This window comes from Streptomyces hyaluromycini (genome assembly GCF_002217755.1).
GTDB lineage: Bacteria > Actinomycetota > Actinomycetes > Streptomycetales > Streptomycetaceae > Streptomyces > Streptomyces hyaluromycini.
Genome location: NZ_BCFL01000021.1, coordinates 433,278 through 448,036 on the forward strand (window position 1 = coordinate 433,278; position 14,759 = coordinate 448,036).

Consider the following 14,759-nt stretch of genomic DNA (forward strand, 5'->3'; position numbering starts at 1 on the left):
GCCACCGCTCCCACCCCGTCCCGCGTTCACGCGCTCCTTCGCGCACCCCGCGTCCGCCCGGTCCTGCCCAAGGCTCCCGCGTGCCCGGACGCCGGCCTGTACCCCCCTTCAAGCGCCCTTTGTGCGCCGCGCCCTTCACGGAAGACACCCATGTCCGTCGACGCCTCGTCAGAATCCACCACCTCCCGCCGTCCCGAGGACCCGGTCCACCCGGGCCTCGCCGCCGGTGCGGTCTCCGCCCTCGACGTGTTCGGGCAGTCGCTGGCCGCCACCGGCCCCAGCATCGCCATCGGCGGCACCATCCCCGCCGTCTATCTCACGGCCGGCAGCGGCTCGCTGTGGGCGACGGCCGTGGGGACCGTCGTCGCCCTGCTGGTCGCCTGGGTGGTCGCGCAGTTCGCGCGCCGGGCCGCCAGCGCCGGTTCCCTCTACAGCTACGTGTCCCTCGGCCTCGGCCGCGGGCCCGCCTTCGTCACCGGCTGGGGCCTGGTCGTCGGCTACGTCGGTATCGCCGCCGCCTGCCTGGTCGGTGCGGCGGTCTACCTCGGGGCGCTGCTGGAGTCCGCCGGGCTCCCGGCGACCGGCACCGCCGCACAGCTCGTGCTGCTGGTCCTGGCCGCGGCCTCGGTCCTGCCGGTGCGGGGCGTCCGTCTGTCGACCCGCTTCGGCATCGTCGTCGAGGCCGTCTCGCTGCTGGTGATCCTGGTGGCGCTGGGTGCCGCCGTGGTCCACTTCGGACTCCGTTTCGACACCGCCCAGTTCACCGCGAAGGGCGTCGACCTGAACACGGTGATGCCGGGCGCGGTGCTCGCCGTGGCGGTGTTCGTCGGCTTCGAGTCGGCGGGATCGCTCGGGGCCGAGTCCCGCGACCCGTTCCGCGCCATCCCGCGCGCCGTCATCGGGACCGTCCTCGGCGCCGGCGTGCTCTACCTGGTCAGCACCTACGTGCAGGTGCTCGGCTACGGCTCGGCCGCCGACCTCGCCACCTCCGCCGCCCCGCTCAACGAACTCACCCGGGCCTCCGGAGTGGGCTGGCTGTCCCCGCTGCTCAACGCGGGGATCGTCGTCTCCGCCGTGGCCTGCGGCTCGGCCGGCGTCAACGCCGCCGCACGCAGCCTGTACAACCTCAGCCGGGAGGGCGTGCTGCCCGCCCTGCTGGGCCGGACCCACCCGGTGCACCGCACCCCGCACCTGGCCCTCTACCTGCTCGGCGCGGCCTCCGGGCTGCTGCCGCTGGTGCTGATCGCCACCGGCAGCGGCGAACTGGAGGTCTATGCCTGGACCGCGGCCTTCGGGACCTTCGGCTATCTGCTCGCCTACCTCCTGGTCGCCCTCGCCCTGCCGCTGCACCTGCGCCGACGCCGCGAGCCGGTCGCCGCGGTGGCCGTGGTCAGCGTCCTCGCCGTGCTGGCGATCGGCTACGTCACCTACAAGAACCTGGTGCCCGTGCCCGCCTGGCCGGTCGACGTGCTGCCGTACGCCTTCGCCGGGATCGTCCTGGCCGGCCTCGGCTGGTACCTGGCCCTGCTGCGCCGCGACCCGGACCGGGCCCGCGCCCTGGGCAGCCGTACCATCAGCGCCCATCCGAGCGACACGGCCGAGGAGCAGCCCGCATGACACAGCAGCAGCCCGACGACTCCCTGGCCGCGGCGCTCGCCGACGGCTCCCTGCGCGAGATCGAGGTCGCCTGGTCCGACCCCTACGGCCGGGTACAGGGCAAGCGGATACCCGCGGCCCGCTACCCGGAGGCGGCTGCCGGCCGCGGCGTCGCCTTCTGCGACGGCTCGCTCGCCTGGAACGCCCTCGGCGAGGTGCAGACCGCCGCCGGACTCGGCGCCCCCGAACGGGGCTATCCGGACGCCTACGCCGCACCGGACCCGGCCACCTACCGGCCGCTGCCCTGGCGGCCGGGGGCGGGGCAGGTGCTGTCCGACGTGTACGGCCACGACGGCGCGCCCTCGCCGGCCTCGCCCCGCGCGGTGCTGCGCCGGGTCCTGGACCACCTGGCGGGGCTCGGGCACAGCGTCCGTGCCGCCCTGGAGCTGGAGTTCTATCTGCTGCGCCCGGACGGCAGCCCGCTCCCACAGGGCCTGCACGCCTACTCGCTGGAGCTGGCGAACGAACTCGACCCGTTGCTCGGCCGGTTCACCGACGAGCTGACCGCGTTCGTGCCCGTCGAGAGCGTGCTCACCGAGTACGGACCCGGCCAGGTGGAGCTGAACCTCGCCCACCAGGACGCGCTGACGGCGGCCGACGACGCCTTCCGGCTCCGCTATGCGGTACGTGAACTGGCCCGCCGCGAGGGCCTGTTGGCGACCTTCATGGCCAAACCGCTGAACGGGCAGTCGGGCAGCTCGGCCCACATCCATCTGTCGCTGTGGCAGAACGGCGAGCCCGCCTTCGCACCCGAGGCGGGAGCGGCGAGCAAGACCGCACGTGCCGCGGTGGCGGGCCTGGTACGGCACCTGCCCGGGCTGACCCTCTTCGGGGCGCCCACCGTCAACTCGTACAAGCGCTTCGAGCCCGGCGGCTTCGCCCCGCACCGGGCCGACTGGGGCGGCGACGACCGTACCGTCGCCGTCCGCTCGCTGGTGGACACCCCGCGGTCCAGCCGGATCGAGCTGCGCACCCCCGGAGCGGACGCCAACCCGTACCTGGCGCTGGCCGCCGCGCTCGCCGCCGTCGCCGCGGGCCTGGCGGACGGCCTGGACCTGCCGCCCGCGGACCAGGCCCCGCTGCCCCTGCCCGCCACCCTCGCGGAGGCGGCGGCCGCGGCCCGTGCCGACCGGCGCCTGGCCGCGCTGCTCGGCGAGGACGTCGTACACGACCACGCCGTGCTCGCCGACTCCGAGTGGCACGACTACACGACCCAGGTGACCGCCTGGGAGACCGACCGCTATCTGAGGAACCTGTGAGCACCACCGAAGACGCCGAGCACGGCCCGCACCGCACCACCCCGCCCGAACTGCTCGAAGAGGCCGCCCGGTTCCCCGCCCTGCGGGCCGTCTTCGAGCGGCGCGCCCGGCGCTTCCCGCTCGGCGGCACCCTCACCGGCCCGCTCGCCTTCGACTCCGCCCGTGAGCCGCTGGCGCTGAGCGCCGACGAGGAGGCGGTGCTGGTCGCCGCCGCGTCCGGGATCACCGGGGTGGTCCGCGAGGAGTGGTCGTTCCTGGACGAGGAGGGCCGTACCACCGGCGGCGACAAGCTCGCCAGCTTCACCGGCCGCACCTACCCGAGCCCGCTCGCCAACCACTCCACCGAGGTGTTCTGGACCAACGACGAGGGCACCTATCTGATCCCCCAGCGCGACCGCCGCCCGGACGCCTATCTGCAGAACCGGACCACCGATGAGCACCGGGCCTGGCTTGGCAACGCGGTGCAACTGACCGAGGACCGGCTGGACATCCCGCGCCGCCGCCCCAACCTGTTCGCCTTCAACCGGCAGAACATCAACCTCCCCGGTACCACCCTCTTCATCCCGATCGCCGACCTGACCCGGCAGTGCATCTCCGCGCTGCTGCTCTACTTCGACCGCCCGCACGGCTACTACCTGGTCGACCAGCGGCTCGGCAACGAACCCCTGCGCGCCTTCGTCGAGTCGGGCCTGCTGGACGACAGCCACCCGGTCGACCTCGCCGACTTCGAGCGCTGGCAGATGGTCGACGCGAACGGCGTCGAGTCCGGCCTGGTCGTCGCCAACCTGATGACGGCCACCCAGGCGCTGGGTCTCGGCGGCCACCCGTTCAACGGCGGCAAGGGCCGGGTCACCATGGGCGGCGAGCGGCACTGGCACGCCATCGGCGGCGAGGGCCCGGCCGGCGGCCTCGGCTTCCGCTTCCACCGGGTGCCGGACTGGGCACCGGTCGGCGCGGGCGAGGAGATCCCGGTCGGCCTCGACGGCCTGTTCGAGGGCGCCGTACCGCCGTACCACGACAGCGTCGAGGACGCCGTCGACTTCGTGGTGGACCTGCGCTGGGGCCCGACGGGCACCTTCACCGGCGGCGGACCCACCCCCTGGACCGACCCGGGCCTGGTCGCCCGGATCCCGCGCCCCTCCGAGGAGGCGGTCGCGGCCGTCAAGACCTGGGTCCGCTACGTCTGGGACCACTACGGCCGGTTCCCCGCCACCATCGACCCGTTCCTGACCACCGCCTGGTACCAGGCGCACCACCTGGACACCGCCTTCTACGACGCCTACTACCCCGGCGAGGCCCTACCCGCCCATGTCCGCGGCCACCTGGACAGGTGGCACCGCTGATGCCCGAGCAGACCGTGCACGCCATCGACCTGACCGACAACGACCGCTACGCCGAGGCCGTCCCCTACGCCGACTTCGACCGGCTGCGCCGCGAGGACCCGGTGCACTGGCACCCCGAGCCGGACGGCCCCGGATTCTGGGCGGTCCTCCGGTACGACGACGTGGTGGCCGTCTCCCGGGACACCGCCGCCTTCTCCTCCGAGACCGGTGCCACCGCTCTGGAGGACCTGGACCCGGACGCCCTGGCGGCCCGCAAGTCCATGCTCGACATGGACCCGCCCCGGCACACCCGGCTGCGCCGCACCCTCGTCGCCGACTTCACCCGCCGCCAGGCGCTGCGCCACGAGGAGAACATCCGGGAGGTCGTACGGCCCCTGGTGCGGGCGGCACTCGACCGGGGCCGGTTCGACGCGGTCGAGCACCTGGCCACCGCCGTGCCGATCCGGGTGCTGTGCCGGATGCTGGGCGTGCCCGCCGCGGACGAGCCGCTGATGGTCGAGTTGAGCGACCGGCTGATCGCCAACACCGACCCGGACCTGAGCGAGGTGCAGCCGGACAGCCCCGAGTCCGAGCGGTACCGGCTGCTGCCGTTCCGCAGCCCCGCGGCCCTGGAGATGCACGCCTACGCGAACGCGCTGCGCGCCGAGCGCACCGCCGGTCCGCCGGCCGACGTGGTGACCCGGCTCGCCCAGGCGCGGATCGACGAACTGCCGCTGAGCGAGCAGGAGTTCCAGGCGATGTTCCTGCTGCTCCTGGTGGCGGGCAACGAGACCACCCGCTCGGCGCTGTCCCTCGGCATCCAGGCCTTCCTGGACCACCCCGGCCAGTGGGAACTGCTGCTGGCCGGCGCGGACCTGGACGCGGCGGTGGAGGAGGTGCTGCGCTGGACCACCCCGCTGCACCACTTCCGCCGTACCGCCACCCGTGACACCGAGCTGCGCGGCCGCCGGATCCGGGCGGGGGAGAAGGTCGTGGTCTGGTACACCTCGGCCAACCGGGACGAGGAGGTCTTCGCCGACCCCTACCGCTTCGACGTCACACGTGACCCCAACCCGCACATCGCGTTCGGCCGGGGCGGCCCGCACCGCTGCCTGGGCGAGCACCTGGCCCGGGTGGAGATCCGGGTGGTGTTCGAGGAACTCCTCGCCCACGGGGTGACCCTGCGCGCCGACGGGCCCGCCCGCCGGGTGCGCTCCAACTTCACCAACGGCCTCAAGTCGCTTCCGGTACGGGTGCGGCGGCACGCGTGAGACCGGGCCGCCCCTAGGGCCTGTCTGACAATTCCCGTCTGCCTCGCGACGCCATGCACGCACTCTCGCCGCACCGGGCGCAGACCCAAGTACGTCCAGTACGAGGGCCTACGCCCGGCACGCCGAGAGCACGCACCTGACGCCGCGAGGCCGCCCTCCGGGCGACGACGGGAATTGTCAGACAGGCCCTAGTCCGCGGTCTTCCTGGCCAGGGCGTTGTTCCCGATGGAGTTGTGCACGCTGAAGCTCACCGCGTCCGAGCGGTAGCGGTCGTCCGACCACTCCACCGGCCGCCCTTCCCGCGTCGTCGTCACGCGCCGCACCCGCAGCAACGGGCTCGTTCGGCGGATGCCGAGCAGCTCCGCGTCCTGCGCCCCCGCCGCCACCGCGTCGATCACATGCTCGCCGTACGCGAAGACCAACCCGGTCTCCTCGTACAGCCGTTGGGTGACGGACGGGCACTCGGGCTCTATCGCCTCCACCGCCGGCGAGATCCAGTCCGCGTACACCGTCCGCTCCAGCAACACCGGCTCGCCGTCCAGACCGCGCACCCGGAGCACATGCAACACCGGGGTTCCGGCGGGGAGCTGGAGGCGGACCGCGTCCTCCTGGGCGGCGGGCCGGTACTCCTGGGACACCACATGTCCCGTCGCCTCGCGGCCCATCGCCTTCGCCCACTGCGCGAAGCTGCGCAGCTCCGCGAAGCTCTGGCTGCGGCGGCTCGCCAGCACCACCCGGCGGGCGCCCTGACGGGAGCCGATCAGCCCCTCGGCGGTGAGTGCGGCGACCGCCTGGCGGACCGTCCCGCGGGAGACGGCGTACTCGGCGGCGAGCTCCGTCTCCGAGGGCAGCCGGCTGCCGACGGTGTACTCCTCGCGGTCGATGGCGCGCCGCAGCTCATCGGCGATCTCCTCGTGTCGCGCCGTCATGCTTCCCCTCTGATTAGACCGCTGTGCACAGCGTGACCAGCCTAATCGACGTTCCTGGGTGATTCGTGTCAGCCCCCAACCGGTCAGGACTGTGCAGGGAATTGGGGTCCATGCTTTATGCGGTGTTCACATTCCCGACACCCGCGCCGGGCGTACTGGGGCCAACTTGTTCAGACAAGTTCGCCCGGCGCCGGCCACAGCGCCACCCACCCTCGTGTGTACTCCCTGGAGAGACCGTGACCGTGTCCCTGCCGAGAACCGCCCTCCTCGGCGGCTCCCTCGCCGCCGTAGCCGCGCTTGCCCTGAGCGCCTGCGGCGCCGCCCCCGACAACACGTCGTCCACCACCTCCGACGGCAAGAACGCCGCCACCGCCACCTCCGCCGCCGACCTCGGCGGCATGGACAAGCTGGTCGCCGCCGCCAAGAAGGAGGGCACGCTGCACATCATCGCGGTGCCCCGCGACTGGGCGAACTACGGCGCCATCATCGACGGCTTCAAGAAGAAGTACGGCATCAAGATCGAGGACGAGAGCCCCGACGGCTCCAGCCAGGACGAGATCACCGCCGTGACCTCGCGCAAGGGCCAGGACCGCGCGCCGGACGTGCTCGACCTCGGCTCGTCGTTCGCGCTCAGCGCCGCCCAGCAGGGGCTGCTCGCGCCGTACAAGGTGACCTCGTACTCCGACATCCCCACGGGCCAGGCGGACCCGCAGGCCCGCTGGTACAACGACTACGGGGGCTACATCTCCATCGGCTGCGACGCGAAGCGGGTCAAGACCTGCCCGACCACCTTCGCCGACCTGCTCAAGCCGGAGTACAAGGGCCAGGTCGCCCTCAACGGCAACCCGACCAAGTCCGGTTCGGCGTTCGGCGGCGTCTACGCGGCGGCGCTCGCCAACAAGGGCTCCTTCGACGACATCCAGCCCGGCCTCGACTTCTTCGCCAAGCTGAAGAAGAACGGCAACTACACGCCCGTCGAGTCGACCCCGGCCACCGTCGAGAAGGGCGAGACGCCCATCTCCATCGACTGGGACTACCTGAACGCCGGCTACGCCGACGAGTTCAAGTCCAAGGGCGTGGACTGGAAGGTCACCATCCCGAGCGACGGCCAGTACGCCCAGTACTACTCCCAGGCCATCAACAAGGACGCCCCGCACCCGGCGGCCGCCCGCCTGTGGCAGGAGTACCTGTACAGCACCGAGGGCCAGAACCTGTGGCTCAAGGGCTACGCCCGCCCGGTCCTGATGAGCTCCATGGACAAGGCCGGCACGCTGGACAAGACCGCCGCCGCCAAGCTGCCCGCGGTCACCGGCACGCCGTCCTTCCCGACCGAGGCCCAGCAGGACAAGGCCAAGACGGTCCTCGCGACGGGCTGGTCGAAGGCCGTCTCCGGATGACGGCCACGCTCACGCGGGCCGACGTGGCGTCCGCCGCTTCCCAGAAGCGGCGGCGCCGCGCCCCCGGCTGGCTCGCCGTCGTCCCGCTCCTCGCCTTCACGGCCGTCGCCTTCGGGCTGCCGGCCATCGCCATGCTGAACGGCGCCTTCACCGTCAAGGACCCGGCCAGCGGGGTGAGTTCGTACACCGCGCGAAACCTCAGCGACTCCCTCCAGGGGCCGTACCTCACCGCCCTCGTCGGCAGCGTCAAGCTGTCCGCGCTCTCCGCCCTCATCGCCGCCGTCCTCGGGCTGCCGCTCGCGCAGGCCGTCGTCAGCTCGCGCTCCCGGGCGCTGCGCGAGGCCGTGCTCACCGCCTCCGGTGTGCTCGCCAACTTCGGCGGCGTGCCGCTGGCGTTCGCGTTCGTCGCGACCCTCGGCAACGCCGGTGTGCTGACCGTGCACCTGCACCTCACGGACCACGGCTGGAACCTCTACAGCTTCTGGGGCCTGGTCCTCGTCTACCTGTACTTCCTGATCCCGCTGATGGTCCTCACCATCACCCCGGCCCTGGACGGCCTGCGCGCCCAGTGGCGGGAGGCCGCGCTCAACAACGGCGCCACCGGCGTGCAGTACTGGCGGTTCGTGGCCCTGCCAGTCCTCGCGCCCTCGCTGCTGGGCGGGCTCGTGCTGCTCTTCGGCAGCGCCTTCGCCGCCTACGCCACCGCCGCCGCGATGGTCGGCAGCGCGGTCCCCCTGGTCACCCTCCAGATCGCCGACGCCATCTCCGGCAACGTCCTGGTCGGCCAGGAGAACGTGGCCCTCGCCCTGAGCCTGGACATGGTGCTGGTCGCGGGCGTGGTGATGGCCGTGTACCTGCCCCTGCAACGACGGAGCGCCCGATGGCTCGACGCCTGACCCCCTGGCGCTGGGCCGTCCTCGGCCTGGCCGCCCTCTACTTCCTGGTCCCGCTGGGCGCCTCCGTCGTCTTCACGGTCGACGTGCCCGGCCAGGGCGTCACCTTCGACGCCTACAGCCAGATCCTGTCCGCCGACGGCTTCCTCTCCAGCCTCGTCCTCTCGCTGGAACTGGCCGTCGCCACCATCGCCGCCGTGCTGCTGCTGATGGTGCCCGCCCTGGTCGCCCTGCGGCTCAGCGCGCCCAAGCTGCGCCCGGTCGTCGAGATCGTCTGCTCGCTGCCGCTGGTGGTGCCGCCGATCGCGTTCGTCGCCGGCATCGCGACCGTGCTCAAGTGGGGGCCGGACTACCTCTCCCGGACCCCGCTGTTCGAGACGTTCGTCGCCATCCAGAACCCGACCTTCCCGGTCGTGCTCGTCCTCGCGTACGTCGTGATGGCGCTGCCCTTCGTCTACCGGGCACTGGACGCCGGGCTGCGCGCGATCGACGTGCGCACCCTCGTCGAGGCCGCCCGCAGCTGCGGGGCCAACTGGCCCCAGGCGCTGGTGCGGGCCGTGCTGCCCAATCTGCGCGGGGCGCTGCTCAACGCGGCCTTCCTCACCCTGGCGCTGGTGCTCGGTGAGTTCACCGTCGCCCGGCTGCTCGGCTACGAGCCGTTCGCCGTGTGGATCTACAACGTCGGCGGCTCGCAGGCCCAGATGTCCGTCGCCGTCTCCGTGCTCAGTCTCCTGGTGACCTGGGCCCTGCTCCTCGCGCTCGCCGGTGCCGGCGGACGTGACCGAACCGCTTCCTCCCGGGGATGACACACCATGACCACCGCCACCCTTGAGAAGGCCGCGACCGTCGAATTCCGGTCGCTGCGGCGCGAGTTCGGCGCCACCGTCGCCCTCGACGGACTCGACCTGACCGTACAGCCGGGCGAGTTCCTGGCCCTGCTCGGCCCGTCCGGCTGCGGCAAGACCACCGCGTTGCGCATGCTCGCCGGCTTCGAACACCCCGACTCCGGCGCCGTGCTCGTGGACGGCGAGGACGTCACCCACGTCCCGGCCCACCGCCGCGACGCCGGGATGGTCTTCCAGTCGTACAGCCTCTTCCCGCATCTGAACGCCGTCGACAACGTGGCCTTCGGGCTGCGCATGCGCAAGGTGCGCACGAGTGAACGGCGCGCCCGCGCGGCCGAGTTGCTGGAGCTGGTCGGGCTCGGCGACAAGGGGGAGCGGTTCCCGCACCAGCTCTCCGGCGGCCAGCAGCAGCGCATCGCGCTCGCCCGTGCCCTCGCCCTGCGCCCCCGTGTGCTCCTCCTCGACGAGCCGCTGTCGGCCCTCGACGCCAAGGTCCGGCTGTCGCTCCGCGAGGAGATCCGCCGGCTTCAGCAGGAACTGGGCATCACCACCCTGTTCGTGACGCACGATCAGGAGGAGGCGCTGTCCATCGCCGACCGGGTCGCCGTGATGCGTGCCGGGCGGCTCGAACAGTGCGCCGAACCCGCCGAGTTGTACGGCCGTCCGGCCACCGCCTTCGTCGCCGAGTTCGTCGGCACGATGAGCCGGATCCCGGGGACGGTCAAGGACGGCACCGTCGAGGTGCTCGGGCAGCGGCTGCCGGCCGACGGCGAGGCGCCGGGTGCGGGCGAGGTCGACGTCCTGGTGCGGCCCGAGGCGGTCCAGGTGCGCGCGGACGGGGCCGGTACGGCCACGGTCGTCGCCACCGCCTTCCTGGGCGCGGTCGTCCGGGTCACCGTACGGCTCGCGGACGGCACCGAGGCCAAGGCCGACCTGCCCGCCCACGAGGCCGCCGAGCTGGGTGCCGGATCCGCGGTGAGCGTGTCCCTGCCCGAGCGGCCGGTGCTCGTGGCGGAGCGCGTCCAGAAGTAGCGCATCCACAAGCCGGTAGCGCATTCACAAGCCATCAGTGAGGAATGACAACAACGTGACCCCCCACCCGCGACTCCCGCTTCAGGCCGTCCTGTTCGACATGGACGGAACGCTCGTCGACACCGAGCGACTGTGGTGGGAGGCGGTGGAACAGGTCGCCGGGCGGCCGCTCACCGAGGCCGACGAACCCGAGGTGCTCGGCCGGCCGGTGGAGCACACCGCCGGCTGGCTCGCCGCGGCCACCGGCCGCCCGGCCGCGGCTCTGGCGGCCGGGCTGCACCGGGAGTTCGCGGACCGCGTCCGCACCGGCATCGTGCCCCGCCCCGGCGCCCTCGACCTGCTGGACGCGCTGGCCGCGGCCGGCGTTCCCACCGCCCTGGTCACCGCGTCCCCACGCGCGGTCGCCGACCTCGTCCTCGACGCCCTCGGCGCCGGCCGGTTCGCCGTCTCCGTCACCGCCGACGACACCGGACGCACCAAGCCCGCTCCCGACCCCTACCTGGCCGCCTGCCGCGCCCTCGGCGTCGACCCGGCGGCCTGCGTCGCCGTGGAGGACACCGAGACCGGGGTCGCCTCGGCCGAGGCCGCCGGCTGTGCCGTCCTGGCCGTGCCCTCGCTCGCCCCGATCGGCGGCGCGCCCGGCCGGACCGTCCGTGACACGCTGGTCGGGGTCACCCCGAAGGAGCTGAGCGAGATGGCCGCACCGGAACTCCGGGTGATGTCCTGGAACCTGTGGCTCGGCGGCAGCCGGATCGACGACCACCGGGCCAAGCAGGTCAAGGCGATCATGGACGCGGGCGCGGACGTCGTCGGCCTCCAGGAGACCGCCGGGACCAGCGCCCGGGAACTCGCCGAAGCCCTCGGCTGGTACCACCACGCGGCGGGCGAGAACCTCGGGATCATCAGCCGCTTTCCGGTCACCGCCCGCCTCGGCGACCCCGACGTCGGCTTCTACGGAGCCGCCGGCGTGCGGATCGCCGTCCGCCCCGGCCGCGAGGTCGAGATCTGGACCGCGCATCTGCACTACACGCCGTACGGGCCCTACGAGTTCCACTTCGACGGGCTCGGCGCCGACGAGCTGGTCGCCCACGAGGAGGTGCGGCTCGGGCAGATGGCGGAGGCCCTGCGGCGGATCGGGGACGGTGCCGTGCCCGTGGTGCTGGTCGGGGACTTCAACTGCCCGTCCCACCTGGACTGGACGGAGGTCGGGTGGCCGGTGACCAAGGCCGCCGAGGACGCCGGGTTCCGTGACTCCTACCGGGAGGCGCACCCGGACCCGGCCGCCGCGCCCGGCCACACCTGGTCGCCGATCCACCCCGTCCACGAGGACGGCAGCGGGCGGCCGGAACCGCAGGACCGGATCGACTACGTGCTGCACAGGGGGCTGCGCGTGCTCGACTCCCGGACCTGGGTCACCGGCACCCCGGCGCCCTGGCCCGAGGTGGCGGGCAACGACTGGCCCTCCGACCACGCGGCCGTCGTCACCACGTTCGCCGTCGAGCCGTAACCAGGGGTTACCCGGGGCAACCATTGCGGTCGGGGTGACGATCCCGTAAGTTGTGCGGGCCTCCCCCTTACTGACTGGTAACACCGGTAGGTAACCCATGCGCTGGCCCTCCCCCGACCTCCGGCCGGGGGTACCCCCATCTCGCTTCGCTCGCCGACCCACCACCGTCCGTGCGCGGATCGTGGCGCTCGCGCTCGCCCCGGCCGTCGCGCTGACGGCCCTGTGGAGCTTCGCCATGGTGTCCGTCACCGCCGAGCTACGCGCGCTGATCCGCCTCCAGGGGGTGTACGACGACTTCGGCACCCCCGTCGACACCGCCGTCGGGCAGATCCAGATCGAACGGCGGCTGTCGGCGGCCTACCTGGGCGGCCGCCCGGACCCGGCGGCCGCCGCCGGCCTGCTCGCCCAGCAGCGGCGCACCGACCGGGCGGTGGACGCCATGCGGGACGCGATCCGGGACGGCGACCGCGGGCGCCTCAGCGACCGGCAGCGCCAGGCGCTCGACGCGATGGTGACCGCCACCGGCAGGCTGGAGAGCCTGCGCGGGCAGGTGCTGTCCCGGAAGATCTCCTGGGACGGCGCCGTCGCCGGCTACAGCGCCCTGGTGGAGCCCGGTTTCGACGTCGAGTCCACCCTCACCGCACTCCAGGCCGGACAGCTGGCCCGGGAGTCACAGGTCGTCATCGAGCTGGTGCGGGTACGGGAGTTCGTCTCACGCGAGGACGCGCTGGTCGCCGGGGCACGGGCCGCCGGACGGCTCACCGACGCGCAGTACTCCACCCTCACCGCGACCGTCGAGGACCGGCGGGTCTTCGAGCGGACCTACGTCCCGGACCTGCCGTCGGACTCACGGGCGCTGTTCGAGGCGTTCCAGCGCGGCGCGCTGCACCGCTCGCTGGTGCGCGGCGAGGACGCGCTGCTGCGGGCGGGCGCGGACCGGGCCGGTGCGGCCGTCGCCGCGGGCACCTGGCGGTCCACCACCGACCGGGCCGTCAAGCAGTACATGCTGCTGTGCACGCGGTCGGCCGAGAACTCCGCCGCCCGCGGACGCGCCTTCGCCTACCGGGAGCTGGCCAAGGCGGCCGTCGTCGGTGCGGCCGGGCTTGCGGCGGTGGGCCTTTCGCTGTGGTTCGCGGTGAGCGGGGCGCGCCGCATCTCGCGCCGCCTGGAGACCCTGCGGGACGCGGCCGACCTGCTGACCGCACGCCAACTGCCCGCCCTGATGGAGCGGCTGAGCGCCGGCGAGGACGTGGACGCGGTCGCCGAGGCGCCGCCGCTGGCCGCCGGGGAGGCCGGGAACGACGAGATCGGGGATGTCGGCCGGTCGTTCAACCGGGCCCGGCTGGCCGCCGTCGAGGCCGCGGTCCGGCAGGCCACGCTGCGGCGGGGCCTGTTCGCGGTCCTCCTCAACATCGCCCGCCGCAACCAGGCCCTCGTCCACCGCCAGCTGAAACTCGTCGACACCCTGGAACGGCGCACCGACGACCCGGCCGTCCTGGGCGAGCTGTTCCGCATCGACCACCTCACCACCCGGATGCGCCGGCACGCGGAGAGCCTGATCATCCTCTCCGGCGCGGCCCCCGGACGGCGCTGGCGGCGGCCCGTGCCGATCGCCGACGTGGTGTCTTCGGCGGTCGGCGAGATCGAGGACTACCCGCGGGTCGTGGTGCCGCCGATGCCGGAGGCGGGCGTGGCCGCGGACGCCGTCGCTGATGTCGTGCACCTGCTCGCCGAACTGCTGGAGAACGCCACCGTGTTCTCGCCGCCGCACACCCAGGTCACCCTGCGCACCGGCCTGGCCGGCCACGGCTTCACCCTGGAGATCGACGACCGGGGCCTCGGCCTCGACGCCGACCAGCTCACCGCGGCCCGCCGCACCCTCACCGACCCCGACGCCTTCGACCCGACCCGCCACGACCGGCTCGGCCTCTACGTCGTGGGCCGCCTGGCCGCCCGGCACGGCATCGAGGTGACCCTGCGGGAGTCGCCGTACGGCGGGACGACCGCGGTGGTGCTGCTGCCGCGGGCGGTGCTGGCGGAGCCGGAGAACGGCGGAGGGGGAGCCGAGCGAGGGCGCCGGCCGTCCGCGGAGGCACCCGGGCGCCCACCGGCACCCGGGGGAGGCCGACCGGCATCGGCGGTCGGCGTTCTGCCGGCATCCGGCGGTACGGCGGCCGCCGGGGAGACCACGACGCACGCCGCGCCCGGACCCGTCCGCGAGGCGGAGCAGCTACCGGCCCGGACGGATCCCCCGCCTCCCGAGGCGCCTGCGGCCCGGGCGGAGGGCCCGTCTCCCGAGGCGCCTGCGGCTCGGGCGGAGGGTCCGTCTCCCGCAGCGCCTCCGGCCCTGCCCACCCGCACCCGTCAGACCTCCCTCGCCCCCGAACTGCGCGCCGGCCGGCAGGCCCCGGCCGGGCCGGCCGAGCGCGATCTGGACGCCGACGAGATGCGGGCGGTCTTCGGCGCCTTCCAGCGCGGCCTGGACCGGGGCCGCAGGGGAGTGCCGACCGGCCCCCAGGAGCCGAACCACACCGAGGAAGGGACGCACGCAGACGATGACCAGTAACGACCACCCCCAGCCACCCACCCCGGTCCCGGCCTCCGCCGATGCCCCCGTCCCGGCCTCTGCCGATGTCTCCGCCTCGGTC

11 protein-coding genes are annotated in these 14,759 nt (G+C 73.5%); 10 read left to right on the top strand and 1 reads right to left on the bottom strand.

Features of this window, described 5'->3' with window-relative positions; all coding sequences use genetic code 11:
* Positions 1-150: 150 nt before the first annotated feature.
* Genes SSP29_RS26365 through SSP29_RS26380 form a run of 4 tightly spaced genes read left to right on the top strand, consistent with a single transcriptional unit; the run spans position 151 to position 5,508 of the window.
* The gene (locus tag SSP29_RS26365) at positions 151-1,617 is read left to right on the top strand and encodes an APC family permease (RefSeq protein ID WP_089103274.1); all 1,467 of its coding nucleotides are present in this window, start codon (positions 151-153) and stop codon (positions 1,615-1,617) included.
* A complete protein-coding gene (locus SSP29_RS26370) occupies positions 1,614-2,915 on the top strand; it encodes a glutamine synthetase family protein (protein ID WP_089103275.1) in 1,302 nt (433 codons plus the stop codon). Before SSP29_RS26365 ends, SSP29_RS26370 begins: the two co-directional genes overlap by 4 nt.
* Positions 2,912-4,258: a hypothetical protein gene (locus SSP29_RS58625; protein WP_089103276.1), complete on the top strand. Its 1,347-nt coding sequence runs from the start codon at positions 2,912-2,914 to the stop codon at positions 4,256-4,258. Before SSP29_RS26370 ends, SSP29_RS58625 begins: the two co-directional genes overlap by 4 nt.
* Positions 4,258-5,508 (top strand): cytochrome P450, encoded by a 1,251-nt coding sequence (locus SSP29_RS26380; RefSeq protein ID WP_089103378.1) that lies wholly within the window; start codon positions 4,258-4,260, stop codon positions 5,506-5,508. Before SSP29_RS58625 ends, SSP29_RS26380 begins: the two co-directional genes overlap by 1 nt.
* 188 nt (positions 5,509-5,696) lie before the next feature.
* On the opposite strand, the gene SSP29_RS26385 is transcribed toward SSP29_RS26380, so the two are convergent.
* On the bottom strand, positions 5,697-6,437 hold the full coding sequence (locus tag SSP29_RS26385; protein ID WP_089103277.1) for a GntR family transcriptional regulator: 741 nt from the start codon (positions 6,435-6,437) through the stop codon (positions 5,697-5,699).
* A 236-nt stretch (positions 6,438-6,673) separates the two neighbouring features.
* Here SSP29_RS26385 and SSP29_RS26390 point away from each other — a divergent pair, with 236 nt between their 5' ends.
* The 6 genes from SSP29_RS26390 (at position 6,674) to SSP29_RS26415 (ending at position 14,677) form a co-directional block, all read left to right on the top strand.
* Complete coding sequence (locus tag SSP29_RS26390; RefSeq protein WP_089103278.1) at positions 6,674-7,834, top strand: ABC transporter substrate-binding protein; 1,161 nt, start codon at positions 6,674-6,676, stop codon at positions 7,832-7,834.
* Positions 7,831-8,730 (top strand): ABC transporter permease, encoded by a 900-nt coding sequence (locus SSP29_RS26395; protein ID WP_089103279.1) that lies wholly within the window; start codon positions 7,831-7,833, stop codon positions 8,728-8,730. Before SSP29_RS26390 ends, SSP29_RS26395 begins: the two co-directional genes overlap by 4 nt.
* Complete coding sequence (locus tag SSP29_RS26400; RefSeq protein ID WP_089103280.1) at positions 8,715-9,533, top strand: ABC transporter permease; 819 nt, start codon at positions 8,715-8,717, stop codon at positions 9,531-9,533. The genes SSP29_RS26395 and SSP29_RS26400 overlap by 16 nt, the downstream gene beginning before the upstream one ends.
* Before the next feature lie 6 nt (positions 9,534-9,539).
* Complete coding sequence (locus tag SSP29_RS26405; protein ID WP_089103281.1) at positions 9,540-10,604, top strand: ABC transporter ATP-binding protein; 1,065 nt, start codon at positions 9,540-9,542, stop codon at positions 10,602-10,604.
* 55 nt (positions 10,605-10,659) lie between these two features.
* Positions 10,660-12,111 carry an HAD-IA family hydrolase gene (locus SSP29_RS26410; RefSeq protein ID WP_089103282.1) on the top strand — a complete coding sequence of 484 codons (1,452 nt, stop codon included), beginning with the start codon at positions 10,660-10,662 and terminating at the stop codon, positions 12,109-12,111.
* 97 nt (positions 12,112-12,208) lie between these two features.
* Entirely contained in the window at positions 12,209-14,677 is a 2,469-nt protein-coding gene (locus SSP29_RS26415; protein WP_089103283.1) for a sensor histidine kinase, read from the top strand.
* The last annotated feature ends 82 nt before the right edge of the window (positions 14,678-14,759 follow it).

Bases quoted from the DNA above. Each gene is read 5' to 3' on its own strand.
- SSP29_RS26385 (WP_089103277.1), bottom strand. From the start codon at position 6,437: ATGACGGCGCGACACGAGGAGATCGCCGATGAGCTGCGGCGCGCCATC.
- SSP29_RS26415 (WP_089103283.1), top strand. From the start codon at position 12,209: ATGCGCTGGCCCTCCCCCGACCTCCGGCCGGGGGTACCCCCATCTCGC.
- SSP29_RS26370 (WP_089103275.1), top strand. From the start codon at position 1,614: ATGACACAGCAGCAGCCCGACGACTCCCTGGCCGCGGCGCTCGCCGAC.
- SSP29_RS26400 (WP_089103280.1), top strand. From the start codon at position 8,715: ATGGCTCGACGCCTGACCCCCTGGCGCTGGGCCGTCCTCGGCCTGGCC.
- SSP29_RS26380 (WP_089103378.1), top strand. From the start codon at position 4,258: ATGCCCGAGCAGACCGTGCACGCCATCGACCTGACCGACAACGACCGC.
- SSP29_RS26405 (WP_089103281.1), top strand. From the start codon at position 9,540: ATGACCACCGCCACCCTTGAGAAGGCCGCGACCGTCGAATTCCGGTCG.
- SSP29_RS26365 (WP_089103274.1), top strand. From the start codon at position 151: ATGTCCGTCGACGCCTCGTCAGAATCCACCACCTCCCGCCGTCCCGAG.
- SSP29_RS26395 (WP_089103279.1), top strand. From the start codon at position 7,831: ATGACGGCCACGCTCACGCGGGCCGACGTGGCGTCCGCCGCTTCCCAG.